A 21,123-nucleotide genomic window follows, 5' to 3' on the forward strand; every position below is an offset into this window, starting at 1 on the left:
CTCACCGTGGCCACTGGGTCGCGGTTCAGGTCCTGAGCAAATCGGCCACGCCAGCCGCGAGGTCGTAGGTGGGTTTCCAACCCAGCTCGTCGCGCAGACGTTCCGACGAAGCGGTGATATGCCGAACGTCGCCGAGCCGAAACGCCCCCGTGACCACAGGCGCCGGACCGTCATACCCCCGGGACAACTCAGCCGCAAGATCACCGATCGTGCGGACCATCCCGCTCCCCACGTTGTAAGCGGTGAACTGAGCGCCGTCAGCAGTCGTCGCGGCCGAGACCGCCGTGGCTATATCGCTGACATGAATGAAATCTCGCCGCTGGCCGCCGTCTTCATAGACCTGGGGAGCCTCGCCGCGTTCCAATGCAGAGCGAAAGATAGCCGCGACTCCGGCGTACGGCGTATTGCGGGGCATGCCTGGCCCGTAGACATTGTGGAAGCGGAGGGCGGCGACCCGACCGCCCGTTTCTCTGGCCCACGTCGCGGCCAAATGCTCGCCATGGAGCTTGGTGGCGGCATAGGTGTTCCGCGGATCGGTTGGCGCGTCCTCGCTGACCAGGCCAGGGCGCAGTGGCGCCGAGCAGATCGGGCAAGGTGGCTCGAACCGACCCGCCTCGAGGTCCTCGATCCTGCGGGGTCCGGGTGCCACGGCGCCGTGCAGGTCGCATTCGTAGGAGCCCTCGCCATAGACAACCATCGAGCTCGCATAGATCAGCCGCCGCACCTGACCCAGTTGGCGAAGGAGGACGGCCGTGCCGAGGCTGTTGGTGCTGACGTAGTCGTCCATGTCGTCGAGATCGACACCCAGCCCGACTTTCGCCGCCAGATGGACGACGGCGTCGACGCCACGCAACGCGAGATCCACCGCCTCGCCGTCGCGGATGTCCGCGACGATCAGGTTGTCGATCTCCGGCTTCTCCTGATGCACATCGGGTCTCAGCGAATCGAGAACGCGGACCTCGTGACCATCCGCCACCAGCTCGGCATGCACGTGCCGTCCGATGAAGCCGGCGCCGCCGGTGAGCAGGATTTTCATCAGAGGTCCATACCGTCCAACGCATGCCGGCAGGTGCAGTCGGCCTCGGGCTTCGGGAGCTGGCCGATCGCCTCGGTCAGCAGGTCTTTCAAGCGGCCGATACTGCGCTCGAAGACCGCGAAAACCTCTTCCTGGGTGACGCCTTCGCCGACGGCAACACCCGCGTCGTGATCGGTGACCACCGCGATCGAGGTGTAGCAGAGGGCTAGCTCACGCGCGATCGACGCTTCCGGCGCACCCGTCATGCCGACCACCGACCAGCCCTGAGCGGCGTACCACTGGGACTCCGCGCGGGTGGAGAAGCGCGGCCCGTTGATCACCACCATGGTGCCGTCGGCAACCACATCCTTGCCTACAGCAAGGACAGTACTGCGGCCGACGGCGCAGTACGGGTCGGCGGGGGAGACGTGGACGACCGGCGCCTCGTCGTACACGGTGTGCTCGCGTCCCCACGTCCGGTCGACGTACTGGTCGGGGACCAGCATCGTCCCCGGCGTCAGCGACGCGCGTAGTGAGCCGACAGCGCACGGCCCAAGCACCTGCCGCACACCGAGGTGACGCAGGGCCCACAGGTTGGCGCGGTAGTTGACCCGGTGCGGCGGGAAGCGATGGTCCGCGCCGTGCCGTGGGATGAAGGCGACCTCGCGTCCGTTCACCTCGCCGACCAGGGGCGGTTCGCTCGGCAACCCGTACGGCGTCTCGACCTCGACGGGCCGCGCCCCGGACAGGAACGAGTAGAAGCCTGACCCGCCGATCACTCCGATTTCTGCCATGTCATCGACCCTAGAAGCACTCGGCCCGACCGCTACCCGATCCGCCCGGACCGTCAGCGCTCCGTAATCGATGGTCGAATGGGCGTGTGACGGTCTCGTGGACGCTCTTCCTGGTGGGAGTACTGCTGCTCCTGCTCGGCGTCTACTGCAGCTGGACCGCAGGCCGCCTTGACCGCCTGCACCATCGCGTCGCCACCGCCCGCGCCTCCCTCGAGACTGAGCTGACCCGCCGCTCGGCCCTGGTCTCCGAGTTGGCCGGCAGCGGCGTACTGGACCCCGCCTCCTCGTTGCTGTTGCTAGACGCAGCACACCGAGCCCGTACTGCGAACAGCGACGAGCGGGAGCGATCCGAGTCGGCGTTGACCCGTGCGATCGGGGTGACCGGCACTGACGTCGAGCCCTGGGCCGCAGAGCTCGGTACTGCGATGCGGCGGGTCCAGTTGGCCAGGCGGTTCCACAACGACATCGTGGTGTCGACCCGGGAGTTGCGGCGCCGCCGGTTCGTCACCTGGTTCCGGCTGGCGGGCCACGCCCCGATGCCCAGCACGATAGAACTGGAGGACGGCAGCTAGTGGAGGAGACCTTCGCGGAGCAGGCGGAGCGGTACCCGTCTACCGCCCTTTCGGCTTCGACGTCTTCCGGATCGAGGACGGGTTGATCGCGGAGCTGACTGCGTTCGAGCTCACCGACTTCGAACGCTTCGGCCTGCCGGATTACCTGGCGACTGGCTAGTCGGGGAGCCCGGGGAGCGGTGCTGGGGCTGCGTCTGGGCCCGCAGCAAGGCGATGTCGGCGCCGCGCAGTGCCGCATCCGCGTCCCGGAAGCGCTTGATGCTCGGCAGCACCCCGACCGCTATTCCGACGTCGGGCTCGGACTGCACCGAGTCGACCAGCTCATCGATCCGTGCCGCGTCGGGGCCGATGTCCTCCAGCAGGACCGCGAACTCGTCCTGCCGCAGGCGCGCCGCGGAATCCCCATCAGCCAGCACCTGCCGCAGCCGCCGGACGACCTCCCGCCGTACCTCGACCTCACGCCGTACCTCGACCTCACGCCGTACCTCGACCTCACGCCGTACCTCGACGAAGGCGGGATCGTCGCGCACCGGATGATCGTCCGGCGCATGCTGATCCACGGCGTCCTCATCCAGGGCATGCTGGTCAGCGACTTGCTGATCAGGACCAGGCACGACGCGTAGCAGGACGACCGCGCAGTCGTAGTCCTGCGAGCGCCGGGTCCGATTGATGGCAGCGCCAAGCCGATCAAGGAAGAGCATCCGGTTGACCAGCCCGGTCTCCGGATCACGCAAGGCGTTGCGGCGCAGGGCGAGTTCCTGTTCCTTCCGCTCGGTCATGTCGACCAAGGCACCGACAAGGCGGGCCGGACAGCCGGCATCGTCCAGAACGGTCACAGCGCGGCACATCATCCACCGGTAGTCGCCGGACGAGGTCCGCACCCGGTGCTCGAGTTCCAGCGGAGTACGGGCGCCGCCAAGCTGGGCGGCGATCGCGGCCGACAGTTCGCTCCGGTCGTCCGGATGCACGCGGTCGAGCCACTCGGTGGGGGACGAGCCGATCTCTTCCTCGCTGTAGCCCAGCGTCTGCTTCCACCTCGGCGAGTAGTAGACCGTGCCGGCCGAGACGTCCCAGTCCCAGGTGCCGTCCTGGGCCGCCATCGAGGCGAGCGCGTACCGCTCTTCGCTAGCGCGAATGGTGTCGGCGAGCGCTCGCTCGCGCGCCGCCGCCTCCTCCAGCGCCAGGCGCTGGTCGCGCAACGACGACATCAGCCGCTCCTGGTCCAGTGCCACCGCTAGCAGCGCCGCCCAGTGGTTGTACTTGTCCCGGCCGCTCGTCATCCGGGTGTCCACAGTGCCGTCGATCGCCAGCAGCCCCCAGTCGCTTCCGCCGAACGTCACCGGGAGGACCAAGGTGAGATCGCTGCTGCCGATGCTCCCGGCCCGGGTCAGTGCCGCGGGCGGGAACTGGCTGGCTGGGGTGCGAGTGCCGATCAGGCGCGACAGCATCCCGGAGGTGTCGTTGACGCCAACGATCTCGATCTCCCGATCGCCAGAAGAGTGGCCGACCCACAACCCGAGGCAGGCGGCGCCACGGCCGGCCCGCGGAAGCCAGGTGAGGGCGCGCGGGCTCGGCCCCTTGCCGCGCAGCAGGTCCATGTCGACCTCGTACTGGTCGGCGATCGTCCGCTCCAGGTAGCCGCTGCGCGCGAGCATCGGCCGGGTGCAGCCCTTGGTCAGCGCGAGCAGGATGTCGGTCGTGACCCGGCGCAGCGTCGGCAACCGGTCGGAGCCGGGCGGCAAGGTGCTCATCAGTTCGGTTTCCAGATCCCGGATCGCGGCGACGAACTGTTCGAGCGCTTCCGGGTATGGCCGCCGAGCGGAGGTCAGATCGGCGAGCCGGCCGAGCGACACCGCCGCCGGTACGGAGCCGCGCTCGGCGGCAGCGGTGAGCGGAGCGACGACCGCATGGAGCCAACTCCTGCGGGCCTCGTCGTCGCCCGAGCGGAAACTGCCGATCGCGGCGGACCGTCCGCCGAAGCCAGTGTCGGACAGCCGGCGCAGCCGCGATCGCGCCTGGGTGGAGCCGTAGATCTCGAACAGCGGATCGTCGGTGTCGGCGTCGGGCTGGGCCGTCGACTCGCCACATCCGCAGGACTCCCGGATCACCAGCGTCGACGGCGCGCGGTACTCCCCGGCGGCCACTTCCTCGCCGCGCAGGCGGGCGAGCAGCAACTTCACCGCGAGCCCGCCGACTCGGTCGTTGTGCGGATCGACGGTCGACAGCCGCGGTACCAGCCGGGCGCCGGTCTCGGTCCGGTCGAACCCGATGACGGCCTGATCCCGCGGCAGCACGAGGCCGGCAGCCCGCAGTGCCCGGATGAAGCCGACCGCGTTCCGGTCCGTCGCCGCGATCGTTGCGGTCGTGGGCAGGCCGTCGGCCAGGAGCCGTGCCGCCGCTTCGGAGCCTCCTTGCTCGTGGTTGTCGACTGTCTCGGAGAACCACCCCGGCTCGGGCTTGATCCCGTGCTCGGCGAGCGCCGTCCGGTAGGCGTCGTACCGCTCCCGGATGTCGCGCTGCAACGGGCTGCCGATGAAACCGATCCGGGTGTGCCCGTGCTCGATCAGGTGCTGCAAAGCGGCGTACACGCCCCCGGCGTTGTCCGGAACCACCAGCGGAGTGGGGATGCTGGTCTGGTCCTCGCTGATCATCACGACCGGGCGGCCCCACTCCTGCACGGAGGCCAGCCGGTCGTGCCGAACTGCCTTGACGATGACGATGAGGCCGTCGACGGCATCGAGCGCGACGGGAACCTCGAGCAACGGCTCGTCCGGATACCGCTCGCGATCCAGCCCGGCGGGATAGGTCTGTACTGCGACCACGCTGTGCCCAGCCCGGCGTGCCGCGCGCGAAACTCCGGCGATCAGCGCACCGAAGTAGAACCCGCCGACCACGGGCGACAGCACCCCGATGGTCTTTCGTGCGGTCGTGCCGCCGCGCCAGATCCCACCCATGCATTCCCCTCGATCAGAGCCGAGCCGATGCGCAAAGACGTACCGGCCGACACACTAGGTAATTGTGGTACCACCTGCCAGCGACAGTCCCGGATCGCCCGCGCGCCGCCCCACGATCACCGATGTCGCCCGGGCCGCCGGGGTGTCGATCGCGGTCGTTTCGTATGCGCTCAACGGCCGTCCCGGGGTTTCGGCGGCCACCCGGGAGCGGGTACTGCGGATCGCGGACGAGTTCGGGTGGCGGCCGAACGCGGCGGCGCGATCGCTGCGAACCGGTCCGCGCGCGGCCGGTCTGGTGCTAACTCGGGAGACAGGAGCCGCGGTCCACGCGACCTCGTTCCTCGACTTCGTCTCCGCCGTGCAGGATGTGGTGGCCGAGCGCGGATTCGCCCTGCTGCTGCAGATCGTCGACTCCGCCGAGGCCGCCGTCGCGACGTACCGCAAATGGTGGGCCGAGCGCCGCTTCGACGTGATGATCGTGACCGACGCGCTAACCCAGGATCCGCGGGTGGACGCCTTGCGGCGGATGCGCGCGCCGGCCGTCGTACTGGCGCCGCCGAGCGTCTGCCCGGGGTTGGCGTCGGTCTGGCTCGACGAGGATGAGGCGTATTCGCGAGTCGGCACGTACCTGGTGGAACTCGGTCATCGTGAAGTCGCTGCCGTGACTGCTCCGGCGGCCCTGCATCGCACTCGGCTGCGGCTGGAAGTGCTCACCCGGGTGCTCGATGCGGTCGGTGGCACGCTGATCCACGAGGCCACGAACGCGACCGCCGAAGAGGCGGCCGCGACCACCCGGCGGCTGCTGACAGCGCCGTCGCCGCCGTCGGTCATCGTGCTCGACTCCGACCAGATGGCGGTGGCCGCACTCGACGTCGCGCGGCGGCTCGGCCTGCAGGTGCCGTGGGATCTGTCGATCGTTGCGGGCAGCGATTCGGCCCTGTGCCGGCTCGCGACGCCGTCGATCACGGCACTGCCGCTGCCATCCGGCGAGCTCGGAACCGCAGTGGGGCGGGCGGTACTGGCGGTGCTCGACGGGCAGCCGGAGTACAGCTGGATAGAGCCGATCGGCGGCGTCGCAGTGCGCGGCAGTACCGCGCCTCGTTCCCGCTGACGCCATCCCATGGTCACGATGCGGTAACGCGGCGTTGTCCTAAACGTTTAACCCCATCCCGGGCGCACATCGCCGCATGTGAGGTTCGCCGGAGCCGCCCCGGATTGTGCGAGGCGGCTCGTGCCTGGGCCTCCTGGTGGGACCGGCACGCCGACCACACCTGGAGGCACGTGTGTTCAGAATCCCCAAACGACTGTTGGCCGCCACCACCGCCGTAGTCGTCACCCTCCCGCTGACCCTGATGAGCACGGCGAACGCCGCCGAGCCGCATGTCGACAACCCGTACGCCGGCGCTGCGCAGTACGTGAATCCCACTTGGGCCGCGTCCGTCGAGGGCGCCGCCACCCGCGCCTCCGATCCGGCGCTGGCCGCGAAGATGCGGGCGGTCAAGACCCAGCCGACCGCGGTCTGGATGGACCGGATCAGCGCCATCGCCGGCAACGCGGCCGGCAACGGGTTGCGCTTCCACCTCGACAACGCCCTGACCCAGAAGCAGTCCGGTACGCCGCTGGTCGTGAACCTGGTGATCTACGACCTGCCCGGCCGGGACTGCTACGCGCTCGCCTCGAACGGCGAACTGCCGGCCACCGCTGCCGGTTTGGCCCGCTACAAGACCGAGTACATCGATCCGATCGCGGCCATGCTCGCCGAGCCGAAGTACCAGGGCCTGCGGATCGCGGCGACGATCGAGCCGGACTCGCTGCCGAACCTGATCACGAACATTTCGCACCCCGAGTGCCAGGTGGCCGCGCCGTTCTACCGCGAGGGCGTCAAGTACGCACTCGACAAGCTGCACGCGATCCCGAACGTCTACAACTACATCGACGCCGCCCACTCCGGCTGGCTCGGCTGGGACAGCAACGCCGCTCCGGCCGCCAAGCTGTTCGCCGAGGTTGCCAGGACCACCCAGGCCGGGCTGGCCTCGGTCGACGGCTTCGTCACGAACACGGCCAACACCACCCCACTGGCCGAGCCGTACCTGCCGAACTCGTCGCTGGTGCTGAACGGCACGCCGATCCGCTCGTCGACGTACTACGAATGGAACTTCGACTTCGACGAGCTCGACTGGACCGCGCACCTGCACAGCCTGCTTGTTGCCGAGGGGTTCCCGGCGAGCACCGGCATGCTGGTCGACACCTCGCGCAACGGGTGGGGTGGCGCCGCTCGGCCGACGGCAACCTCGACCAGTACGAATGTGAACACCTACGTCGACGAGTCGCGGGTCGATCGCCGCAACCACCGGGGCGCCTGGTGCAACCCGCTGGGCGCTGGGATCGGCGAGCGTCCGCAGTCGACTCCGGCCGCACCTGCGGCGTCACACCTCGACGCCTTCGTCTGGATCAAGCCGCCGGGTGAGTCCGACGGCGCGTCCACCGACATCGCGAACGACGAGGGCAAGCGGTTCGACCGGATGTGCGACCCGACGTTCGTGTCGCCCAAGCTGGGGAACCGGCTGACCGGCGCCTCGCCCGGCGCTCCGCTCTCGGGCCACTGGTTCGAATCGCAGTTCGTCGAACTGGTCCGCAACGCCTTCCCGGTGATCAACGGTGGCGGCAACCCGCCCACGGACACGATCGCGCCGTCGGTACCGGCCGCTCTGCAGGCCGGGGCAATCACCAACACGTCCGTGGCGCTGACCTGGACGCCCTCGACGGACAACGTCGGCGTGACCGGCTACGACATCTACCGCGGTACTACGCTCGCCGGCTCCTCCAGTACTGCGAGCTTCACGGCCACCGGGCTCACGGCCAGTACGGCGTACTCGTTCACGGTGCGGGCCAAGGATGCGGCGGGCAACGTCTCTGCCGCCTCGGCGGCCGTGTCGGCGACAACAACTGGCACCAGCAACCCGCCGGGCGGCTGCAAGGTGACCTACTCCGCGAACAGCTGGAACACCGGGTTCACGGCGTCGATCAAGCTGACCAACACGTCGACGACTCCGCTGACCAACTGGCGGCTGACCTTCGCCTTCGCCAATGGGCAGACGGTCCAGCAGGGCTGGAACGCGGTGTGGAGCCAGGCCGGCAGCACGGTGACCGCCACCGGTAATGCTGGCTCGTGGAACGAGACGCTCGCGCCCGGAGCGACGCTCGACATGGGCTTCAACGGCGCACACACCGGCACCAACAACGCCCCGACCGCGTTCTCGGTCAGCGGCCAGCCCTGCACGCTCGGCTGACCTTCACCACTGCCGCCTTGACCGCGGCCTGAGCCGCCGGTCGCGGTTCCGCCCTGCCCCTCAGGGAGGAACCGCGACCGGCTCCACTCGCTCACTTGGCGTCGGCGTAGCACTCTACGATCGCGGTGGTGAAGGGGAACCGGGTCGGGGTTTCACCGAAGGTGATCCGGCCGGCCAGGTCGCCGGCGGCTTGAATCGCCGTCGCGACCTCGTCGGCCTCCTCGGCCGGGCAGTGCACGATCACCTCGTCGTGCTGGAAGAAGACCAGCTCGGCCTTCAACTCGGCGATGGACTGGCGCAGCGCGGCCATCATCAGCAGCGCCCAGTCGGCGGCGCTGCCCTGGACGACGAAGTTCCTGGTGAACCGCCCTCTCGCCCGGGCGTGCCTGGCGTCGGTCGGCCGCTCTTCCGAAGGCCCTTCCAGCATCGCGTCGTCGATGGGTGAGCCGGATGGCGGGCAGGTCCGGCCGAGCCAGGTGCGGACCAGCCGCCCCTCCTCACCGGCCCGCGCAGCGTCGTCGACGTAAGCAACGGCCTTCGGGAAGCGCTTCCGCAGCGCGGCCAGATTCTTCAGCCCGTCACCCGAGGTCTGCCCGTAGACAGCACCCAGTACTGCGAGCTTGGCCATCGCGCGATCGCCCGAGAACGCCTTGTCCGAAACGGCTTTGTAGAGATCCCCAGCGGACCCGGCGACGTCCATCAACCCCGGATCGCGGGAGATCGCGGCGAGCACGCGCGGCTCCAGCTGCGACGCGTCGGCGACCACCAACCGCCAACCCGGATCGGCGACCACCGCACGGCGGATCACCTTCGGGATCTGCAGCCCGCCGCCACCATTCGTTACCCAACGCCCCGACACTGTGCCACCAGGGATGAAGCCCGGCCGGAAACGCCCGTCATGAACCCAGTCATGCAGCCACGACCAGCCATTGGCCGTGTAGATCCGGTAGAGCGTCTTGTACTCGAGCAGCGGCGCGACCGCCGGATGGTCGATGCCCTCCAGTTCCCACTTCCTGGTCGAACTGACCTGATGCCCCGCCTGCTTGAACGCCTTGAGCACATCCGCCGGCAGATCCGGCCTGACCCGGCGTCCGAAGGCCTCGGACACCTGATCGGCCAGCTCGGTCAGCCGTCGGGGCTCACCACTGCCCGCGAACCGCTCACCGAGCAGCTCGGTCAGCAGTGCGCGATGCGTCTCCGCACTCCAGGGCAGCCCGGCGCGATCCATCTCGGCGGCGACGAGCATCCCGGAGGACTCGGACGCGGTCAGCAGCCGCATGCGCTCGGGATACTCGGCCAACTGATGCCGGCGAAGCTGGTCGGAATACACCCGGAGCAGCGCCTCGAAGGCGATCGGCTCCTCCTGGATCTCGAACAACGACGATTGCTCACCCGGAGTCGCGGAGCGCAACGGCGGATCAGCCGGCACCGGCTTGCCGCTCAGCCTTGCCCAGGCAGCCGCCGCCGATCGCGGCTCCCCAAGCCGCCCTTCATGCCCGAGCAGCAACACCTCGGCGCACTCGACGTCATAACACCGCTCAACCCGCACCCCGGACGCCAGCAGTCGCGAGTAGATCTCCGAGGTCGACCGCCACACCCACCGGGTCACCTGCGGTCGTGACCCGATAGCAGCGGCGAGATCCGGCTCGCGGAGTATCGGCCCAGCAGGCTGCCCGTCCGGGTGCAGCGCGACAAGCAGCGCCCCACCGTCCACGGGCGCGATCGCCCACCGCTCGTCCATGCCCTGATCCTCACACCTGCCACCGACATTCCCGGACCGCCACCACTCACAAACCTCGTCCGAGCAGTGCCGGCCAGGCGTGCGGTGGCGTGGCTTGGGCCGGATCCGGCAGGTTCATGAGTGGTGGCGGTCCGCGTCCCCGCCGGGGAGGGGATGCTTGATGAGAACCGTGATGCCAATTGTGGAACACTGGACTTATGTGGCGGGGGAGTGATCTGGATCCGGCGGACGGGACCAAGACCGAGCAGGTCGAGGCCCTGGTGCTGCGCCGGATTGAGCGTGGCGACCTGTCGATAGGGTCCCGGCTCCCGTCGGAACGCGTGCTGGCCGAGCGGCTCGGGCTGAGCCGGGTGACCGTGGTGCGGGCTCTGGATCAGTTGCGGGCGGACGGAGTGCTGGAGACCAAGCGCGGGTCGGGCACCCACGTCAGGCCGCTCGACAGGCTGTTGGACCCCATTGCCCCGGCTTCGACGGTCTCGGCGGGCGACCAACCGCTGCTGGACCTGCGGTTCGCGACTACGGCCGCACCGCATGACGTGGCTGAAGTTGCCGCGCAGATAGTGGCTGAGGGACTCCCACATGCCATGGGCGGCGACGGCCCGCCTTCCGGTGGCTCACTAGACCTCCGTACTGCGCTCGCGGAGCGCCTCACCCTGGACGGGGTGCCGACCGAGCCAGGCCAGTTGACGCTGACAGTAGGTGCCGCAGCAGGGCTCAACGCGGCACTGGCCGGGCTAGACCTCGGTCCTGGCGTCGCGATCACTGAGTCGCCGACGTACCCGGCAGCCTTCGACCTGCTCCGACTCCACCGGTTGGACGTAGTGGGCTGGCCAGCAGGCGTCTGGGACACGGACCAGCTGGCCCACCTGTGCAGGCGGCACAAGCCGAAGGTGATCTACCTGCAAGCCGACAACCACAACCCCACCGGGCTCAGCCTGCCAGCGGATCGGCGTACGACTGTGGTGGAGATCGCGCGGCGTTACGGTGCTGCACTGATCAGTGACGAGACCATGCGGCCGCTATGGCTGGCCAGTGGGGAGCAGGCCGAGCCGCTGAGCCGCTATCCCCGGACTGTCAGCGTCGGGTCGCTCAGTAAGACCGTGTGGGGTGGCCTGCGCGTCGGCTGGGTCCGCACCGGGCGGCAGTTGCGGCGGCGGATCAACACGTCGGCACAGCTCAGTGTGGTCTCGCCCAGTGCTCTGGATGACCTGCTGGCACAGGCGATCCTAGGCCGGCTCGACCGGGTGATCGCTCGGCGCAAGATGCGGCTCAGGACCAACCTGGCTGCGCTGGAGACCGGGCTGAAGACGCTGGACGGTGTGGCGTGGCCGACACCGACCGGTGGGATGACGTTGTGGCTGGAGCTCACCGAAGTACGGGCCCGGCGGGTGCTGGACGCCGCGCGGGAGCAGGGGTTGCTGCTGGGCGCCGGTGATCTGTTCACGCCGGACGGGACGGATCGGCGGCACATCAGGATCCCGTTCACCGCTCCACCGGCCACTTTGCGGCTGGTGGTGGCCCGGCTGGGAACGGCGTTGGCTCAGTCCAGTTGATTCGAGGTGGACTGAAGGTTGTCAGTCCACTCGTCCTACGCTGGATCTGTGTCAGACCGCGACCAGGAGGATGCAGTGACCGAGACTCAGAACAGCCCGCAGACCGGTACCGCGAAGGTCAAGCGGGGGATGGCCGAGATGCTCAAGGGTGGCGTCATCATGGACGTCGTCACCGCCGAGCAGGCCAAGATCGCCGAGGACGCCGGTGCCGTCGCGGTGATGGCGCTCGAGCGGGTCCCGGCCGACATCCGCGCCCAGGGTGGCGTCTCCCGGATGAGCGACCCGGACATGATCGAGTCGATCATCAACACCGTGTCGATCCCGGTGATGGCCAAGGCCCGGATCGGTCACTTCGTCGAGGCGCAGATCCTGCAGAGCCTCGGTGTCGACTACATCGACGAGTCCGAGGTGCTGACCCCGGCCGACTACGCCAACCACATCGACAAGTGGAACTTCACCGTTCCCTTCGTCTGTGGCGCGACCAACCTGGGCGAGGCGCTGCGCCGGATCACCGAGGGCGCGGCGATGATCCGCTCCAAGGGCGAGGCCGGTACCGGTGACGTGTCCAACGCGACCACCCACATGCGCCAGATCCGCCAGGAGCTGCGCAAGCTGCAGAACCTGCCCGAGGACGAGCTGTACGTCGCGGCGAAGGAGCTGCAGGCGCCGTACGAGCTGGTGAAGGAGGTCGCACTGGCCGGCAAGCTTCCGGTCGTGCTGTTCACCGCTGGCGGCATCGCCACCCCGGCCGACGCGGCGATGATGATGCAGCTCGGTGCCGAGGGTGTGTTCGTCGGCTCCGGCATCTTCAAGTCCGGCAACCCGGCCCAGCGCGCCGAGGCGATCGTCAAGGCCACCACCTTCTACGACGACCCGGACGTGCTCGCCAAGGTCTCCCGCGGCCTGGGCGAAGCCATGGTCGGCATCAACGTCGACGAGATCCCCCAGCCCCACCGCCTCGCAGAGCGCGGCTGGTGACAACTCCTGTCAGCGACCGGACGGCCAGGGAACTGCGGGGACTAGCCCGCGTCCTGGTCCGGTCCGGGTACGCCGACCGGGCCGCCATCTCCGCCACCCTCACCGAGGCGGTGACCGAGGATGCGCCCAGCGCGGATCCTGCCGCCCTTGTGCCCCAGCTGATCGACGAGGCGTTGGCGGAGCTCCGCGAGGACGCGGCGAGCTGGTCCGAGCAGACCGGCCCGGACCGGTTGGATGCAGTGCTGGACGAGTTGGAACAGCTCGGGGTCGTGGTGGTTCGGTACACCTCGGATCACCATGCTGCCCGCGCGGTGCTGGAGTCGGCAGTCGATCCCAGGGGGCTGGTCTTCTTCACCGACACGGACGTCTGGCATGCCGTGGACTTCAGCATGCTCGAGCTCAAGGTCTGGCACCCCGACACCGCCAACGTAGCGCCGGGGGAGCCGTTGCTGGACGACGTACTGGCGCTGTTGCACGAGCGCGACCTGCCGGCCACCTTCGACGAGGGCCGGATCGAAGTGACCATCGACTGGCAACGCCGGGTCTCGCTGTGAGCCCGGTCGGAGGAGGAGCCAAGTGAGCAAGCCCGTGATCGGCGTCTTCGCCCTGCAGGGCAACGTCCGCGAGCACCTGGCGATGCTGGCCGCCGTCGGGGTCGAAGGACGCCCGGTACGCCGGCCGGCGGAGCTCGCCGAGGTGGACGGGCTGGTGCTGCCCGGTGGCGAGTCGACCACGATGGACAAGCTGGCCCGGTCGTTCGAGCTGTTCGAGCCGCTGCAGAAGCGGATCGCGGACGGGATGCCGACGTTCGGGACGTGTGCCGGGATGATCATGCTGGCGAACGAGATCACCGGCGGGATCGAGGGCCAGGAGACGCTCGGCGGGCTGGACGTGACGGTCCGGCGGAACGCTTTCGGGCGGCAGGTGGACTCGTTCGAGGCGGACCTCGACTTCGCCGCGTTCGACACGCCGTACCACGCCGTGTTCATCCGGGCACCGTGGGTGGACCGGGTCGGCCGCGAGGTGGAGGTACTGTCGACGGTGAGGTCGGGCCCCGCCACGGGTAGGATCGTCGCGGTTCGCCACGATCGGCTGCTGGCCACGTCGTTCCACCCGGAGATGACCGGGGACGCTCGGTTGCACGGGTACTTCGCCGATCTGGTGCGCGACCTCTAGATCAGTTGCAGGCGGTAGAAGGGTTGGGTTCGCGATGTCAGGCCACTCCAAATGGGCCACCACCAAGCACAAGAAAGCGGTCATCGACTCGAGGCGCGCCAAGCTCTTCGCGAAGCTGATCAAGAATATCGAGGTGGCCGCCCGGACGGGCGGCGGTGACCTCGCGGGCAACCCGACCCTTTACGACGCGGTCCAGAAGGCGAAGAAGTCGTCGGTCCCGAACGACAACATCGACCGCGCGGTCAAGCGCGGATCCGGCGCCGAGGCGGGTGGCGCGGACTGGCAGTCGATCACCTATGAGGGCTACGGACCGAACGGCGTCGCGATGCTGATCGAGTGCCTGACCGACAACCGCAACCGGGCCGCGGCCGACGTCCGGACCGCGATGACCCGCAACGGCGGCTCGCTCGCGGACCCGAACAGCGTGGCCTACCTGTTCAACCGCAAGGGCGTCATCGTGGTCGCCAAGGAGCAGGACGGCAAGTCCTACTCCGAGGACGACGTGATGGAGGCCGTGCTCGAGGCCGGCGCCGACGAGGTGAACGACCTGGGCGAGTCCTTCGAGGTGATCAGCGAGGCCAGCGACCTGGTCAAGGTCCGGACCGCGCTGCAGGACGCCGGGATCGACTACGAGTCGGCCGACGCCTCGTTCGTGCCGTCGATGACGGTCGAGCTCGACGCCGAGGGCGCCGGCAAGATCTTCCGGCTGATCGACGCGCTCGAGGACAGCGACGACGTACAGAACGTCTACGCCAACTTCGACGTCTCCGACGAGGTCATGGCCGAGGTCGGCTGACCCGCTCGCTCGCGCTTACGTCCGAAGAAGCGGCGGGACGAGGTACGTCACCTCCGGTTCTTCGGACGTAAGCGGTTGGATCAGGCTGAGCTCACGGGTTCACGATCTGGTCGCCGACGAGTGCGAGGGTCTGGATCGCGGCCAGGCCGTAGAGCGCCGTGGTGTTGGTGGAGACCCAGGTGGCCGCCTCGGTGGGATTGAGAGTCTTGGTGACCGGCTGCGAGGTCCAGGGCAGGTTCGGTGCGTAGCCGTCGCCGGTGTAGAACTCCTTCCACGCCCGGGCAGCCAGATCGTCTCGATCCAGCCGGGTCGCCGCGTAGGCGGTGAGCCGGGAGTGACCCTGGCGGAGGATGAGGTTGCCGAAGTGCGCGCCGCATTCCGCTGTCTGCTCGGCCCGGCTGGCGTTGTAGAGCCGGCAGTACTGCAACCAGGCCTGCTCGAAGGCCGGTACGTCGACCAGGTCGATCAGCTCGGCGCAGATCTCCACCTGCCCGAACATCGCGCTCAGATGGGAGACACCCACCGTCTTCGTGGTGACCGGCGCGAATCGGCCGGTGTCGAGGTCGTAGAGACCGCCGCCGGTGACGAAGCCGTTCGGCATCGCCCCGATCGTCTCCATCGTCGCGAGCAACTTGGTCTTCGCGATCGTTGCCTTGGGCCCGTTCCGTTCCCACTCGGTGAGCCACGCGGCCGCCAGCCCACTCCAGTCGGTACCGAGGCCGATCGCCAGGGCGTGCGGATCTGGCGTGTACGGCTCGGTGCGGATCTTCCGCAGCGGGTCGAGGACCAGGAAGGTCCGGTCGGAGTCGACCAGCTCGGACAGCAGGTCGCCGGTCCGCTCGTCGGCCGTGAGGTAGTAGTAGAACCGCCGATAGATCGCAGTACTGATGCGCTGCTGCTTGGCGCTGTCCGCCCAGTGCTGTACGCCGTGCCTGGTGCCGAGCCCGGCCCATTGCCCGAGGTGGTAGACGTCGACCTCGCCGGTGTGCCGGGTCATCGCCTCGGCGAAGCGGAAGATGTCGGCGCGCCCCGATCGCAAGAACGCGTACCAGAGCCAAAGATCGGGGGACAGCTCGGAGTTGTCCCACGCGTACCCGCCCACGTCGTACCGCCAGACCAGGCGATCCTCGTCGAACGTGTGCATGATGTCGCCGTAGTCCCAGAACCCGTACCAGTGCCGCTGTTCCACCTGGCCGCGGTAGAAGTCGAAGAGGAGGTCCAGGTGATCCTCGATCGCCTTCTTCGCCGGATGCGACCGGTCCACCGGCGTGACCAGCCCGCCGAACACCTTCGTGCTGACCAGGTGCTCCACCGGGTTGATCAGCTGCGGGGGAGTGCGCACCTGGTCGGCCATCGCGCCGAGCCGTTCCGCCGTGGGGGTTGCGGCCAGTGCCCAGAACGTCAGCTCACTGGTCCTGGCGATCCCGTACGGCGTACCGAAGGCCGGCTCGTAGTCCTCATAGGTGATGTTGAGGCCTTCGATCTGCTTCGGATACGTGTCCTGGCCCATGCCGTCGTGGTAGAAGCGCATGTCCATCGGCTCTGCCTCCGGCGACCAGAGCCACACGGTGACCTCGGCCTCCGCGGTGTGTGCGCCGCGGATGTCGAGCTGCGTCGGGTGCCGCTGCCAGAAGTCGCGCAGCCCGAACGCGAGACCGCCGCTGACCCCGCCGACGTACCCGAGCCCTGAGGCGCGCTCGCCCTGGTCGACCGGGATCCAGCCGTAGCCCTTCTTGGTCCGCTTCTTCACTGTGAAGCCGTCCGCCGACAACTGGCTCAGGCTGTAGTCGCCCCAGTCGGGGATGTACTGCAGCCGAGTAGTCACCCGCTGGTCCCAGGTCGCCGGATCTGGCAGCTTCGTCCCGGCGACCTGCGCCGCCCGTACTGCGGCCCCCGGATCGCGCCGCAACCCGGTGATGCCCTTGACCGCCTCGGCGAGCATGCCGTGGTCAGCACCGACGAACCGGACGTGCCGGTCGTACGCCGCATCGCGCAACGGCACGCGGAACCGGACCCCGAGCCCCGCGATGTAGTCGCGCTGCCCGTCCCGGTCGTAGACGAACGTGTGCACCATCCGGAAGTTCTCCGCACCGGCGTAGAAGTACAACCGCACGGTGAACGGCAGCCACGACTTGCCCTCGGCGTTGGTGTGCTTCCCATCGATCCGGATGACCGCCCGCACCGGCCCGGCCTGCTCGACCTTGACCGAGGTGATGTCACTCTCGAACCGGTCCCGGCCGATGGTGGCCTCCTCGTCCTCGGCGATCTTGTCCTGCTTGAGGTTGACCAGCCGTCCCTTCCGGGCGATCTCGACGCCACCACGCCAGACCTGGCTGATCAGGTCCGTGCCGTCCTTGCGGATCCGGGCCTTGATCACGCCGGTGTCGACGTCGAGGTACTGCTTCTCGTTCTTGACCGTCACCGCCGTTGCGGGAGCGGCCGCAGTACCGGCTGTCAGGGTGTAGGAGTGGGCCGGTGCATCCGCGGCGATCGCATGAGCACTCCACTTGAGCGAACCGTCGGGCCAGTACGCCGTCGGCCAGCTCTGCACCGGTACTGCGCTGCCGTCGGCTGCGGTGAGCGCGAACGTCTGGTCGGCAGTCACCGAGCCCTTAGGCCATGGCGTTCCCCAGGTCGCCACGGCCGCGGTGTTCGGCCGGCCTTCCAGCCAGCTCAGCTTCACGTCGGGTACTGCGGCCGGTCGGGCGACCGCGGTAGAGGTATCGAGCAGTGACGCCACCGGGGCGGCGGCCAGTCCGGCTAGGACTTGGCGTCGGGTGATCTCCATGCCGTTTCACCTTTGCTGGTTCGGTGTTCGGGGATGAGGGCGAGGTTCTGGATGGCGGCCAGCCCGTATTGCGCCGCGTCGTTGGTGCTCACGAAGGTCGCCTCGTCGACGGGCATCAGGGCGCCGTGGATGGGAGTGGTTCGCCAGACGGGTTCACGTTGCAGGGCGTTGCGGTTGAGCTGATCGCCTTCGTCGAGGAAGAACTTCCGCCAGGCCAGCCGGGCCAGTCCGACATCACCTGTCCGTGCGGCGGCGTACGCGGCGAGTCGGCTGTGTGCCTGGACCAGCGAGATGCCCTGGAGCGCTTGGCCGACCTCTGTCGCCTGCTGGTCGGCAGGAGCGAGGTAGAGCCGGCAGTAGTCCAGCCATGCCTTCTCGAACCCCGGTATGTCGAGGTCGAGGTCAAGCAGCTCAGAACAGATCTCCGGTAGGCCGAAGACGGCCGACAGGTGTGAGACCGAGACGCCGGAGCGGCTGGAGTCGAACCGCCCGGTGGACAGGTCGAACAGCGCCTGCCCAGTGAGGAAGCCGTACGGCAAGGCGGCGATGTCGGCCATCGTTCCCACCAGTCGCGCCCGCGCCCGCTCGTCGCCATACCGCTCCCAGCGGGTGAGCCAGGCAGCGGCCAGGGCACCCCAGTCGACACCCAGGCCGACGGACAGCGCGTGAGGGTCGGGGGAGTAGACGTCCGTACGGACCTTGCGCAGAGGGTCCCCGGCCAGGAAGGTCTCCTCGGCAGTCGCCAGCTCGTCCAGCAGGTCGCCGGTGCGCTCGTCGGCGGTCAGGTAGTAGAAGAAGCGGCGGTAGATCGCACCAGAGATCCGGAGCTGCTTGCAGCTGCAACCCCAGTGCTGCACGTTGTGACGGGAGCCGAGACCCTTCCAGCGGCCGAGGTGATGGACATCGACCTCTCCGGTATGGCGGGTCATGGCCTCGGCGAACCGGAAGACATCGGCCCGACCCGTCCGCAGGTACTGATACCAGAGCCAGAGGTCTGGCGAGAGCTCGGAGTTGTCCCAGGCATAGCCGCCCACGTCGTACCGCCAGGTGTGCCGGTCCGCGTCGTAGGAGTGCATGACGTCGCCGTAGTCCCAGAACCCGTACCAGCGGCGTTGCTCGCGTTGGCTCACGTAGTACTGGAAGAGGAAGTTCAGTCGGCCTTCGATGTCCTGATGGTCGGAGTCGGGCAGTGCCCAGCTGCCGAAGACGCCGGCCTCGAGGAGCCGGGCCGGCGAAACCGTCAGCAGCCGAGGGGAGTTGAGGAGGTCGACGTGCTCGGCCAGCTCGTCCGCGGTCGGTGTCGCGTCGTGGACCCGCAGGGTGAGTTCGTGCGTCCGGGCGATGCCGTGGGCGTTGCCGAAGCCTGGTTCGTAGTCCTCGTAGGTGATCTCGAGGCCTTCGAGCTGTTCGGCGTAGCTGTCCTGATCCATCCCGTCGTGCCAGTAGCGCAGGTCCATCGCGGGCGCGCTGGGCGACCACATCCATACGGTCGCAGTGGCCAGCTCGCTTGCTGCGGCCCGGATGTCGAGGCGAGTGGGGTGCAGCTTCCAGAAGTCCCGAAGACCGAATCCAAGGCCACCACCGGCTCCACCGACGTACCCGTAGCCCGGCGCCCTGGTCCCGGCCGGGATCGTCACCCAGGCTTGTCCCGGTCCGGTCCGTTTGCGCAGGGTGAATCCGTCGGCGCTGCTCTGGTCGAGTGTGTAGTCGTTCCACTGCGGGATCAGCTGCAGTCGCTCCGACACTTCCGGATTCGGGATGTCGCCGACGGGACGGCCGGCCACCTGCGCCCGGCGTACCTCCTCGCCTGGGTCGCGGCGCAAACCCGTCAGGCCGCGGACGGCCTCGGTCAGGAACCCATCCGGTCCGGCCAACCGGACGTGCCGGTCGTGCGGTTCGTCGCGCATGAGCACGTCCGCGCTGAGCCCCAGCCCGGCCAGGAAGTCCCGGTCGGGGTCACCGTCCCAGACGAAGGTGTGCACGATCCGTACGTCGGTCGCGCCCGCGTAGAAGTACAGCCGGACCAGGAAGGGCAGCCAGTCGCCGTGCTTGCCCTCCACCCTGATCACGGCACGCACCGGCCCGTCCTGCTCGACCACGATCCGCTCGACGGTCGCGGTCGTCTCCTGCCGATTGCGGCTGCCGTCTTCGTCGGGTTCGTCCTGCCGAAGACTGACCAGCCGGACGTTTCGAGCCGCCTCGCGCTGTGCTTTCTCAGGATGGCCGTACCGGATCGACTCGATCAGCTGCTGCCGAGTGAGCACCCAGCTGACCTCGCCGGTTCGCACTCGGACCTCGCCGTCGGCTTGCGTGACGACCAACGGCTCGGCCGGTACGTCGGGCTCCTGTCCGGGGACGAGGTCGTACGACGACGCCGGTTGTTCAGCGGGTCCGATCGCGTGGGCGGACCACTTGACCGAACTGTCCGGCCAGGTCGCCGTGATCCAGCTCTGCACCGGCGTCCCATCGGCGAGTGCGAAGGCGCTGTCGCCGGCGACCGTGCCACGGGACCAGGGCACACCCCACGTCACGCCTTGCCGGCCAGGGGTTTCGAGCCAGTGCAGAGCCGTCATTCCTTCACCGATCCGATCATGACGCCCTTGGCGAAATGCTTCTGCAGGAAGGGGTAGAAGAGCAGGATCGGCAACGTCGCGACCACGACGACCGCGAACTTCAGGCCCTGCTCGGGGAACGAGACGGTCTCCAGTTGCTGCAGGACGTTCGCGGAGTCGGCGTTCGCGGCGGTGAGCTGGCGAACGATCATCTGCAGCGTCCACTTCCTGCTGTCGTCGATGTAGAGCAGCGGCGACATGTAGTCGTTCCAGATCGCCACCGCGTAGAACAGCGAGAAGGTCGCGATGATCGGCTTCGACAACGGCAGCACGATCCGCAGGAACACGTTCAGCTCGTTGCAGCCGTCGATCCGGGCGGCCTCTTCCAGGGCCTCGGGGAGTTCCTGGAAGAAGCTCTTCACGACGATCAGGTAGAACGGGTTGATCGCCAGCGGCAGGATCAGCGCCCAGTAGCTGTCCAGCAGACCCAGGTCACGCACCACCAGGTACGTCGGGATCATGCCGCCGCTGAACACCAGCGTGAACAGGACCAGGTTCAGCACCAGGGCGCGACCCGGCAGCTGCCGCTTGGCGAGCGGGTACGCCATGGTCAGGGTGAGGAACAGCTGGACCACGGTGCCGACGGCGGTCACGGCGATCGTCGTCAGCAGCGCACGGACGAAGGTGTCGGTGGAGAAGATGTACTTGTAGGTGTCGGTGACGAACTTCTCCGGCCACAGGAAGAACGGCCGGGAGCTGATCTCGGACTCGGTCGCGAACGATCCGGCCACGACGTAGAGCAGCGGCAGCACCGTGACGACGGCCAGGCCGATCAGTAGCAGCAGGTTGAGTGCGTCGAAGGCACGGCTGCCGGGGGAGTCGAAGTACCGGACGGATCGACTTCTTGCCATGGT

At 68.4% G+C, this 21,123-nt stretch carries 15 protein-coding genes; 8 read left to right on the forward strand and 7 right to left on the reverse strand.

Annotated features, from left to right (window positions below; all coding sequences use genetic code 11):
- Nucleotides 1-25: 25 nt before the first annotated feature.
- Both A3ES_RS0114090 and A3ES_RS0114095 read right to left on the reverse strand, forming a co-directional pair.
- Entirely contained in the window at nt 26-1,036 is a 1,011-nt protein-coding gene (locus A3ES_RS0114090) for an NAD-dependent epimerase/dehydratase family protein (RefSeq protein ID WP_020387471.1), read from the reverse strand.
- A complete protein-coding gene (locus tag A3ES_RS0114095; protein WP_020387472.1) occupies nt 1,036-1,809 on the reverse strand; it encodes an S-methyl-5'-thioadenosine phosphorylase in 774 nt (257 codons plus the stop codon). Before A3ES_RS0114095 ends, A3ES_RS0114090 begins: the two co-directional genes overlap by 1 nt.
- Before the next feature lie 86 nt (nt 1,810-1,895).
- Here A3ES_RS0114095 and A3ES_RS0114100 point away from each other — a divergent pair, with 86 nt between their 5' ends.
- Entirely contained in the window at nt 1,896-2,381 is a 486-nt protein-coding gene (locus tag A3ES_RS0114100; RefSeq protein WP_020387473.1) for a hypothetical protein, read from the forward strand.
- A 110-nt stretch (nt 2,382-2,491) separates the two neighbouring features.
- Here the strand turns inward: A3ES_RS0114100 and A3ES_RS0114105 are convergent, their stop codons facing one another.
- Entirely contained in the window at nt 2,492-5,335 is a 2,844-nt protein-coding gene (locus A3ES_RS0114105; RefSeq protein WP_020387474.1) for a substrate-binding domain-containing protein, read from the reverse strand.
- Between the two features lie 64 nt (nt 5,336-5,399).
- Here A3ES_RS0114105 and A3ES_RS0114110 point away from each other — a divergent pair, with 64 nt between their 5' ends.
- On the forward strand, nt 5,400-6,446 hold the full coding sequence (locus tag A3ES_RS0114110; protein ID WP_040454669.1) for a LacI family DNA-binding transcriptional regulator: 1,047 nt from the start codon (nt 5,400-5,402) through the stop codon (nt 6,444-6,446).
- 172 nt (nt 6,447-6,618) lie between these two features.
- Nucleotides 6,619-8,625: a glycoside hydrolase family 6 protein gene (locus A3ES_RS0114115; protein ID WP_020387476.1), complete on the forward strand. Its 2,007-nt coding sequence runs from the start codon at nt 6,619-6,621 to the stop codon at nt 8,623-8,625.
- Nucleotides 8,626-8,716: 91 nt separating this feature from the next.
- Here the strand turns inward: A3ES_RS0114115 and A3ES_RS0114120 are convergent, their stop codons facing one another.
- The gene (locus A3ES_RS0114120; RefSeq protein WP_020387477.1) at nt 8,717-10,366 is read right to left on the reverse strand and encodes a bifunctional 3'-5' exonuclease/DNA polymerase; all 1,650 of its coding nucleotides are present in this window, start codon (nt 10,364-10,366) and stop codon (nt 8,717-8,719) included.
- Nucleotides 10,367-10,563: 197 nt separating this feature from the next.
- Here A3ES_RS0114120 and A3ES_RS0114125 point away from each other — a divergent pair, with 197 nt between their 5' ends.
- From A3ES_RS0114125 to A3ES_RS0114145, 5 genes are all read left to right on the forward strand, one after another.
- Nucleotides 10,564-11,919 carry an aminotransferase-like domain-containing protein gene (locus A3ES_RS0114125; protein ID WP_020387478.1) on the forward strand — a complete coding sequence of 452 codons (1,356 nt, stop codon included), beginning with the start codon at nt 10,564-10,566 and terminating at the stop codon, nt 11,917-11,919.
- A 75-nt stretch (nt 11,920-11,994) separates the two neighbouring features.
- On the forward strand, nt 11,995-12,897 hold the full coding sequence (gene pdxS / locus A3ES_RS0114130) for a pyridoxal 5'-phosphate synthase lyase subunit PdxS (RefSeq protein WP_020387479.1): 903 nt from the start codon (nt 11,995-11,997) through the stop codon (nt 12,895-12,897).
- Nucleotides 12,894-13,451, forward strand: coding sequence for a DUF6891 domain-containing protein (locus A3ES_RS0114135; RefSeq protein WP_020387480.1), 558 nt, complete (start codon nt 12,894-12,896; stop codon nt 13,449-13,451). The genes pdxS and A3ES_RS0114135 overlap by 4 nt, the downstream gene beginning before the upstream one ends.
- A gap of 22 nt (nt 13,452-13,473) precedes the next feature.
- Nucleotides 13,474-14,073 carry a pyridoxal 5'-phosphate synthase glutaminase subunit PdxT gene (pdxT, locus tag A3ES_RS0114140; RefSeq protein ID WP_020387481.1) on the forward strand — a complete coding sequence of 200 codons (600 nt, stop codon included), beginning with the start codon at nt 13,474-13,476 and terminating at the stop codon, nt 14,071-14,073.
- Nucleotides 14,074-14,107: 34 nt separating this feature from the next.
- Nucleotides 14,108-14,869, forward strand: coding sequence for a YebC/PmpR family DNA-binding transcriptional regulator (locus A3ES_RS0114145; protein WP_020387482.1), 762 nt, complete (start codon nt 14,108-14,110; stop codon nt 14,867-14,869).
- A gap of 91 nt (nt 14,870-14,960) precedes the next feature.
- Here A3ES_RS0114145 and A3ES_RS0114150 read toward each other — a convergent pair whose 3' ends face one another.
- From A3ES_RS0114150 to A3ES_RS0114160, 3 genes are read right to left on the reverse strand one after another with little or no spacing between them, the layout of a single operon-like run.
- Entirely contained in the window at nt 14,961-17,657 is a 2,697-nt protein-coding gene (locus A3ES_RS0114150; RefSeq protein WP_020387483.1) for an exo-rhamnogalacturonan lyase family protein, read from the reverse strand.
- Complete coding sequence (locus A3ES_RS0114155; protein WP_020387484.1) at nt 17,630-20,230, reverse strand: exo-rhamnogalacturonan lyase family protein; 2,601 nt, start codon at nt 20,228-20,230, stop codon at nt 17,630-17,632. The genes A3ES_RS0114150 and A3ES_RS0114155 overlap by 28 nt, the downstream gene beginning before the upstream one ends.
- On the reverse strand, nt 20,227-21,120 hold the full coding sequence (locus tag A3ES_RS0114160) for a carbohydrate ABC transporter permease (protein WP_020387485.1): 894 nt from the start codon (nt 21,118-21,120) through the stop codon (nt 20,227-20,229). Before A3ES_RS0114160 ends, A3ES_RS0114155 begins: the two co-directional genes overlap by 4 nt.
- Between the last annotated feature and the right edge of the window lie 3 nt (nt 21,121-21,123).

Origin of the sequence: Kribbella catacumbae DSM 19601, from assembly GCF_000372465.1 — a bacterium.
In the GTDB taxonomy this organism is placed as follows: domain Bacteria; phylum Actinomycetota; class Actinomycetes; order Propionibacteriales; family Kribbellaceae; genus Kribbella; species Kribbella catacumbae.